This window comes from Desulfocurvus sp. (assembly GCF_023230885.1).
GTDB lineage: Bacteria > Desulfobacterota > Desulfovibrionia > Desulfovibrionales > Desulfovibrionaceae > Desulfocurvus.
The window spans coordinates 1-7,301 of sequence record NZ_JALNWM010000179.1 but is presented as its reverse complement, the minus strand read 5'-3'; the positions used below and the strand labels follow the sequence as shown (position 1 = coordinate 7,301).

General features: G+C 72.0%; 7 protein-coding genes. 3 read left to right on the top strand and 4 right to left on the bottom strand.

Translation table 11 applies throughout. The annotated features are described in order from the left end of the window. Together M0P34_RS12135 and M0P34_RS12130 are read right to left on the bottom strand one after the other, a co-directional pair. Positions 1 to 970: carbamoyltransferase N-terminal domain-containing protein (locus M0P34_RS12135; RefSeq protein ID WP_291499483.1), on the bottom strand; the 970-nt coding region annotated here is incomplete at its 3' end. Between the two features lie 9 nt (positions 971 to 979). Beyond that, on the bottom strand, positions 980 to 1,132 hold the full coding sequence (locus tag M0P34_RS12130) for a hypothetical protein (RefSeq protein ID WP_291499481.1): 153 nt from the start codon (positions 1,130 to 1,132) through the stop codon (positions 980 to 982). Between the two features lie 197 nt (positions 1,133 to 1,329). Here M0P34_RS12130 and M0P34_RS12125 point away from each other — a divergent pair, with 197 nt between their 5' ends. The 3 genes from M0P34_RS12125 to M0P34_RS12115 all read left to right on the top strand — a co-directional run bounded on the left by M0P34_RS12125 (position 1,330) and on the right by M0P34_RS12115 (position 4,909). Further along, positions 1,330 to 2,169 (top strand): ribonuclease H-like domain-containing protein, encoded by an 840-nt coding sequence (locus tag M0P34_RS12125; protein ID WP_291499479.1) that lies wholly within the window; start codon positions 1,330 to 1,332, stop codon positions 2,167 to 2,169. Positions 2,170 to 2,298: 129 nt separating this feature from the next. Then, positions 2,299 to 3,753, top strand: coding sequence for an MBOAT family O-acyltransferase (locus M0P34_RS12120; RefSeq protein ID WP_291499478.1), 1,455 nt, complete (start codon positions 2,299 to 2,301; stop codon positions 3,751 to 3,753). A gap of 1 nt (position 3,754) precedes the next feature. Next, positions 3,755 to 4,909 carry a hypothetical protein gene (locus M0P34_RS12115; RefSeq protein ID WP_291499476.1) on the top strand — a complete coding sequence of 385 codons (1,155 nt, stop codon included), beginning with the start codon at positions 3,755 to 3,757 and terminating at the stop codon, positions 4,907 to 4,909. 13 nt (positions 4,910 to 4,922) lie between these two features. Here the strand turns inward: M0P34_RS12115 and M0P34_RS12110 are convergent, their stop codons facing one another. Together M0P34_RS12110 and M0P34_RS12105 are read right to left on the bottom strand one after the other, a co-directional pair. Continuing rightward, the gene (locus tag M0P34_RS12110) at positions 4,923 to 5,408 is read right to left on the bottom strand and encodes a MarR family transcriptional regulator (RefSeq protein ID WP_291499474.1); all 486 of its coding nucleotides are present in this window, start codon (positions 5,406 to 5,408) and stop codon (positions 4,923 to 4,925) included. A gap of 95 nt (positions 5,409 to 5,503) precedes the next feature. Further along, positions 5,504 to 7,301 (bottom strand): efflux RND transporter permease subunit (locus M0P34_RS12105; RefSeq protein ID WP_291499471.1); only part of this gene is annotated, 1,798 nt, incomplete at its 5' end.

Genomic DNA, 7,301 nt, shown 5'->3' with positions numbered 1-7,301 from the left:
GGGGAACGTGCAGCGCCGAGAAGGGCGACTGGCGCAGGACCCGGGTGTTGGCCACGCAGTTCAGGGCCAGCCCACCGGCCAGGCACAGGGCCTGCATGCCGCCGGACACCTCGTGCAGCGAGGCCGCCAGGGCGACCATGGTCCGCTCCGTCAGCGCCTGCACCGAGGCCGCGATGTCCATGTGCCGCTGCTCCAGGGGGCCGTCGGGCGTGCGGGGCGGGCCGAAGAGTTCGGCGAAGCGCTCGGAGTGCATGTGCCGGGTGTCGTGGGTGAAGCTGAAGAAGTCGAGGTTCAGCCGGAAGCTGCCGTCGGGCCCCTGGCGGAAGACGCGCTCCAGCCGGTCGGCGTATGTCGGGCGGCCGTAGGAGGCCAGGCCCATGACCTTGTACTCGTCGTTGTTGACCTTGAAGCCCAGGAATCCCGTGACGGCGCTGTAGAGCATGCCCAGGGAATGGGGGTAGCGGATTTCGCGCAGGCGGCGGATGGTGTTGCCGCGGGCCACGAACTGCGCGGTGGAGGCCCATTCGCCGACGGCGTCGACGGTCATCAGCGCGGCGCTGTCGAAGGGCGAGGTGAAATAGGCGCAGGCGGCGTGGGAGAGGTGGTGGTCGCAGTAGCGCACGGGGCCCGCGTAGCCCAGGCGGTCGGCCAGCACGCGCTCCATGAACAGCCGCTCGTGCAGGAACAGGGAAAGCTGGCGCGCCGTGGCGGCGTCGCCGCGCCGGGCCCGGCCCGTGGCCAGCAGCCGTTCGAGCTTGCGCAGGGGTTTTTCATAGAAGCACACCGCGTCCACCTGGCCCATGTCCAGGCCGCCCTCGCGCAGGCAGTAGCGGATGGCCTCCTCGGGCAGGCGGCTGTCGTGCTTCTTGCGCGTGAAGCGCTCCTCCTCGGCCGCGGCGACGATGGCGCCGTCGCGCACGAGGGTGGCCGACGCATCGTGGAAATAGCAGGAAACGCCCAGGATGTTCATGGCCGTCTCCTAGTACTGGCTGTCCAGGTCGCACCCGGGGTCCTGGGCGACGACCCATGAGGAGCCGCCGTCAAAGGCGGTGTCCGGTTCCGTGGCGACAAGGTCGAACAGGGCGTCGAACAGGGCGTCGAGTTCCTGGCCGGGGGCATCGTCCTGATGCATGGCGTCCTCCTTCCCGAGGGGGGTCTGTTCCGCCTGCTGGCGGCGACCTCTTGTTGCAGGACGCATGCCAATCGGCGACCGGCCTTGGGCGCGCCGGGGCCCGGGCCCCGGCGCCCAGGGGCGCGGCGGCGGCTTGACGCCGCCCGGCCCGGGGCCGTACCGTGCCCGGCGCGGCGGCACTCCGCCACGGGAGGCACATGCTCAAACACACCTTCTGCCATATCCCGCGCGTGGGCGTGGGCACCGAGGAGAAATACTGGCGCCAGGGCCTGGCCTGCTGGGACGACGCCCTGGCCGGGGGCGCGGGGGCCCTGGGGCCGCGCGCGACCTGGGTCCGCCAGCATCTGGAGCAGTCGTGCGAGCGGCTGGCGGCCGGCGACGCGCTGTGGTTCGCCCGGCGGCTGCCCTCCGGGCAGGACTGGCGGCTGTTCGCCGACTTCCGCCACGCGGCGGCCTATGTGGACATCGAGACCACCGGCCTGTCGCGCGACGGCGCCGACCATGTGACCACCATCGCCCTCTACGGCGGCGGGCGCGTGCGCACCTACGTCCACGGCCGCGACCTGGAGCGCTTCGCCGACGACATCCGCCGCTTCTCCCTGCTGGTGACCTTCAACGGCAAGAGCTTCGACGTGCCCTTCCTGCGGCGCGACCTGGGCATCGACCTGGACATGGCCCACATCGACCTGCGCCATGTGCTCCGGCGGGTGGGTCTGTCGGGCGGGCTCAAGGCCGTGGAGCGCCAGCTCGGCCTGGCGCGCCAGGGGCTGGACGGAGTGGACGGCTATTTCGCCGTGCTGCTCTGGCACGAGTACCGCGCCACGGGCAACCCGGCGGCCCTGGAGACCCTCCTGGCCTACAACGCCGCCGACGTGGTCGGCCTGGAGCCGCTCATGGTCCACGCCTGGAACGCCCTGGTCGCCGGGACGCCCCACGGCGTGGCCCTGCGCCTGCCCGCGCCCGGGCCCCCCGCGCCCGTGCCCCACCGGCCGGACGCGGCCCTGGTGGCCGCCCTGCGGCGGCGCCACGGGCTCTGAGCCGCCCCGGGCGGGCGCCCCCCGGGGGGCGGATTGCGGGGCGCCCCGGGTTCTGCTATCGTGCCGCGCCGCGCAGGGCGGCCCGCCGCCCCGGCGCGCGGCGGCATCCACAACCGAACCGGGGCCCGGATGGTCTTCTCCTCGCCATTTTTCCTGTTCCTCTTCCTGCCCCTGGCGCTGCTGGGCAATTTTCTCTTGCCCGCGCGGGCCCGCAACGGCTTCCTGCTGGCCGCGAGCCTGCTGTTCTACGCCTGGGGCGAGGTGTTCTACGTCGGGGTGATGCTGGCCTCCATCGCCGCCAACCACGCCTGCGGGCTGCTGCTGGCGCGCGCCGCCACGGCCCGGGGGCGGCGCCTTGTGCTGTGGGCCGCCGTGGCCTTCAACCTCGGGCTGCTCGGCTGGTTCAAGTACGGCGGCTTCCTGGCCGCGAACCTGGGCGCCGCCCTGGGGGCCCTGGGCTGCGCGCCGCTGCCCGCCCTGGAAACGCACCTGCCCATCGGCATCTCTTTCTTCACCTTCCAGGCCATGTCCTACGTCATCGATGTCTACCGGGGCCAGGCCGCCGCGCAGCGCAGCCTGGTGAACCTGGCCCTGTACGTCAGCCTGTTCCCCCAGCTCATCGCCGGGCCCATCGTGCGCTACCGCGACGTGGCCGCGCAGCTCCTGCGCCGCCATGTGGACCTGGACGGCTTTGCCGAGGGGGTGCGCCGCTTCGTGGTCGGCCTGGGCAAGAAGATGCTCCTGGCCAACACCCTGGGCGAGGTGGCCGACCAGATCATGGCCCAGGAGCCCGGGGCGCTTCCGGCGTCGGTGGCCTGGCTGGGCATCGGCTGCTACGCGTTGCAGATCTATTTCGATTTCTCGGGCTACTCCGACATGGCCATCGGCCTGGGGCGCATGTTCGGATTCCGCTTCCTGGAAAACTTCGCCCACCCCTATGCCGCGGCGTCCATGCGCGACTTCTGGCGGCGCTGGCACATCTCGCTGTCGACCTGGTTTCGCGACTACCTGTACATCCCCCTGGGCGGGGGGCGCGTGGCGCCCTGGCGCGTGGCCTGCAACCTGTGGATCGTCTTTCTGCTGTGCGGGCTGTGGCACGGGGCCAGCTGGAACTTCGTCATCTGGGGCGCGCTGCACGGGCTGTTCCTCAGCCTGGAGCGCACGGCCTTCGGGCGGCTGGTGGACGGCCTGTGGCGGCCCCTGCGCCACGGCTACGTCCTTGTGGTGGTGCTTGTGGCCTGGGTCTTCTTCCGCGTGGAGGAGCTGCCCCGGGCCCTGGACTACCTGTGGGCCATGACCGGCGCCGGGGCCGCCGGGCTCGCCGGGGGGGCCGGGGGCCTGGGCGCGGGAGCCTACCTGCCCCGGGAGAAGCTGCTGACGCTTCTGGCGGCCGTGGCCTTCGCCCTGCCGTGGGCCCCGGCCCTGGGGCGGGCGCGGGCCCTGCTGGCGCGCTGGTCCGGGCCCGCCGTTCCGGCCTGGGGCCCCGAGGCCCTGCGGACCCTGGGGCTGCTGGCCGTCCTGGCCCTGTCGCTGCTGCATGTGGCCTCGGCCACCTACAACCCTTTCATCTACTTCAGGTTCTAGGATGGGCGACACGGGAGCAAGGCGGGTGCGCGGGGCGCTGGTGGCATTGTTTCTGGCGGCGCTTTTCGTGCCGCTGGGCGGGCTGGCCCTGCGCTGGGGCGCCACCGTGGCCACCGGCGAGAACAGGACCCTGGCCCCGCTGCCGCAATGGCCCGCGACCCCGGAGGCCGCCCGGGAGTTCCCCCGGGCCGTGGAGCGCTTCGTGGGCGACCGCTTCGGCCTGCGCGACGAGATGACCGCCCTGTTCAACCTGTTCCAGCTGCGGCTGCTGGCGCCCAAGCCCTCGCGCTGGGTCGTCTGCGGGGCGGACGACTGGCTGTTCCTCGGGCGCGCCGTGGCCTACGGGCGCAAGGCCGCCCCCCTGGACGCCGCGCGCCTGGACGGCTGGGCCGCGCTGCTGGCGGCCAAGGGCCGCTGGCTGGCCCGCCGCGGCGTGCGCTACGTCTTCGTCGTCGCGCCCAACAAGGCATCGGTCTATCCGGAGCCGCTGCCCCCCGAGCTTGCGCCCCTGGAGCCCACGGCGCTGGACCAGCTCCTGGCGCGCATGGCCGGGGAGCCGGATTCGCCCCTGGTCGACCTGCGGGCCGCGTTGCGCGCCCGGGCCGGGGCCGAGCGCCTCTACCACCGGACGGACACCCACTGGAACGACGCCGGGGCCGCCCTTGGCGCCGGGGCCGTGCTGGCGCGCCTGGGGCTGCCCGTCCCGGGGCCCGGGGCCTTCGTGCGGACCCGGGTTTCCGGCCTGGGGCTCGAACTGGCGCGCATGCTCGGGCTGCAATATGTGCTGACCGAGGACTACGAGACGCTGGCCCCCGCGGCGGGTGGCGCGGAGCAGACCCTGGCCCCCGGCTGGCTGGGCCGGGAGTGGAAACGCTATCCGGTGCAATTGTTCCGCGCGTCGGGGCGCGGCGGGCGGGTGGCGCTGGTGGGGGATTCCTTCGTCATGGGCACGAGCTTCGCCGCGCGCGTGGCCGAGGGGTTCGCGGCCGGGGTCGCCGTGCACCGGGACCTGCTGCGCCCCGATGTCCCGGCCGAGCTGGAGGCGCTGCTCGACGCGGCGCGCCCGGACGTGCTGGTGGAGGAGCTGGTGGAACGCGACCTGCTGACCGCCCGGCCCGACCCCGCCCCGTTCCTGGACGCCCCCGGGGCGCCCTGACCCTCGCGCGGCCTCAGGCCGTGGCTTCCTCGCGCATGTCCTCGGTGAAGGATTGCAGGTTGGCCCGCAGTTCTTCGAGCAGGCCGATGCTGTCCAGCACCCGGGAGTCGGGGATGCCGTTGTAGAGGGCCTTGTCCAGCCGCCGCATGGAAAACATGAATATCTTCACGAACTCCTGGGCCTTGGGCTCCATGGAGACCAGCTTGATGCGCCGGTCCAGGGGCGAGACCCGGCGGCGGACCCAGCCGTCGCGCTCCAGCGCGTCGATGATGCGCACCAGGGTCGCGCCCTCGATGTCCATGCGCAGGGCCAATTCCTTCTGGGACATGGGCTCCAGGGCGTCCTTGAGGATGGCCAGGGCCATCCAGCGCGAACTGCTCATGCCGTAGGGCCGGAACATGTCGTCCATGGCCTGGCGCAACTCGCGGACGAACAGGATCATGTTCATGGCGTGGGTCTTGAAGATCGGGGTGGCGCCGGTGGGGTTCCGGGTGTCCATGACTCTCCTGGCTGGGGGCGGCGCCCGCCGCCCGGCTGCTGGTTGCGCGGGGCCCCGCCCGGAGGAGTGTCGGGCGGGGCGCCGCTTCTGGGGGGTCAGCCGTCGCCCTTGGGGCGGCGGCGCAAGCGCTCGGTGAGGCCGATGATGGTCTTGTAGAACGTCGGGATGAAGAACGGCGCGATGAACGTCGCCGCGATCATGCCGCCGATGACGCCGGTGCCGATGGCGTGGCGGCTGGCCGCGCCCGCCCCGCTGCTGATGGCCAGGGGCAGACAGCCCAGGATGAAGGCCAGCGAGGTCATGACGATGGGCCGGAAGCGCAGCTCGGCGGCCTTGGCCGCGGCCTCGGCTATGCCCATGCCCGCCCGGTGCTGCTGCACGGCGAACTCCACGATGAGGATGGCGTTCTTGGAAGCCAGGCCGACCAGGGTCACCAGGGCGATCTGCAGGTAGGTGTCGTTGGACAGCCCGCGCAGCAGGGTGGCCCCGGCCGCGCCGAACAGGGCGAAGGGCACCACCAGGATCACCGCCAGGGGCAGGGTCCAGCGCTCGTACTGCGCCGCCAGGATCAGGAAGACCATCAGCAGGCCGAGCAGCAGCACGGTGACCGAGGTGCCGCCCGTGGCGCGCTCCTGGTAGGCCGAGCCGGTCCAGGCCAGGTGGTAGGTGTCGGGCAGCTCGGCGCGCGTGAGTTCCTCCAGGGCGTCCATGGCCTGCCCGGAGCTGTAGCCCGGGGCGGGGCTGGCCATGATCTTGGCCGCCGGGAACACGTTGAAGCGCTCCACCACCTCGGGGCCGGTGGTCCGCTCGACCCTGGCCAGCACCGTCAGCGGGATCATCTCCCCCGAGTCCGAGCGCACATAAACGTCGGAGAGGTCGTCGGGGTTGTCGCGGAACTCGCCGCGCGACTGGAGCTGGACCTTGAACGTCCGGCCCAGGCGGTTGAAGTCGTTGATGTAGTAGGAGCCGAAGGTGGCCTGCATGGTGTCGAAGACGCGGTTGATGGGCACGCCCATGGCCCGGGCGCGCTCGCGGTCGAGGACCACGTCGATCTGCGGCGAGTTGACGCTGAACATGGCCTGCACGCTGGCCAGCTCGGGGCGCTGGCGGGCCTTGGCCACCAGCTCGTTGACCTGGGAGGCCAGCTCGGCCAGGCTCTTGCCGCCGCGGTCCTGCACATAGCCCTCCACGCCGCCGGTGTTGCTCATGCCCATGATCGGCGGCAGGTTGAAGGCCAGCACGAAGGCGTCGGTAATGGAGGCGCCCGCGCCGAAGGTCATGCCCACCACCTGGTCGACCGTGGGGCCGTCCTTGCGTTCGTCCCAGGGGGCCAGGGTCACGAAGGCGGTGCCGATGTTGGTGCGCAGGGCTCCGGAGATCAGGTCCAGCCCGGCCAGGGTCATGATGCCGTCCACCCCGGGGGCCTGGAGCATCTTCCCGGTCAGGGCGTCCATGGCGTCGTTGGTGCGCGAGAGGGAGGCCCCCTCGGGCAGCATGGTCACCGACAGGATGTTGCCCTTGTCCTCCTCGGGCACCAGGGCGCTGGGCAGGGCCGCGAACATGCGCCAGGACACCACGCACAGCACAGCGAAGATGGCGAAGGCCAGGAGCGAGCGCTTGAGCAGCAGGCGCACGCCCGCCGTGTAGCCCGCCGTCAGCCGGGTGAAGAAGCGCTCGAAGAGCAACAGCGGCAGGATGGGCTCGCGGTGCTCGTTTTTCAGCAGCAGCGCGCACAGGGCCGGGGTCAGGGTCAGGGCCACGATGCCCGAGATGACCACCGAGACGGCGATGGTCACCGCGAACTGGCGGTACATCTCGCCCGACAGGCCGCCCATGAAGGCCACGGGGACGAACACGGCCACGATGCTGAAGGTGGTGGCCAGCACCGCCAGG